At 60.1% G+C, this 469-nt stretch carries 1 protein-coding gene; it reads right to left on the bottom strand.

Features of this window, described 5'->3' with window-relative positions; all coding sequences use genetic code 11:
• Nucleotides 1-226: 226 nt before the first annotated feature.
• Nucleotides 227-469: hypothetical protein (locus B0W88_RS35065; RefSeq protein WP_233151929.1), on the bottom strand; the 243-nt coding region annotated here is incomplete at its 5' end.

The following is a 469-nucleotide window of genomic DNA, read 5'->3' on the forward strand; positions in this document are numbered from 1 at the left end:
ACCTGCAGTTCCAGCCGACGCCTAACGGCGCGGCTGAACGCAATCGTTAGGCGGCAACTTGCAACGCCTGATCTCTCTCGCCGCACTCGCACTGCTTTCTCACGCAGGGACCGCCCTCGCAGTCGGGAGCACCAATATCGTCACTGCACATGGCCTCGGCCCAGTCCGATTCGGCATGACAGTCGCACAATACGGTAGCGCGCTGCACGAGTTGGCTTCAGAGCCCTCAGATCCAGAGGATCGCGGGTGCTTCTTTCTCGAGTCCAAGCGCTTCCCAGACACGTACTTCATGTTTGAGGACGGCCGGCTGCGGCGCATCGACGTACGTTCGAGCAAGATCACCACGCAAGATGGGGTTCGCGTTGGAACTTCGGTCATCCAAGTTAGGCGCCGGTACGGTTCCAAGCTGGCAGACGAGCCCCATCACTACTCCGGGCCCGAAGACCGATACTTGACCCTTAGCATCACT

Source organism: Pelomonas sp. KK5 (genome assembly GCF_001984095.1).
Lineage (GTDB): Bacteria > Pseudomonadota > Gammaproteobacteria > Burkholderiales > Burkholderiaceae_C > KK5.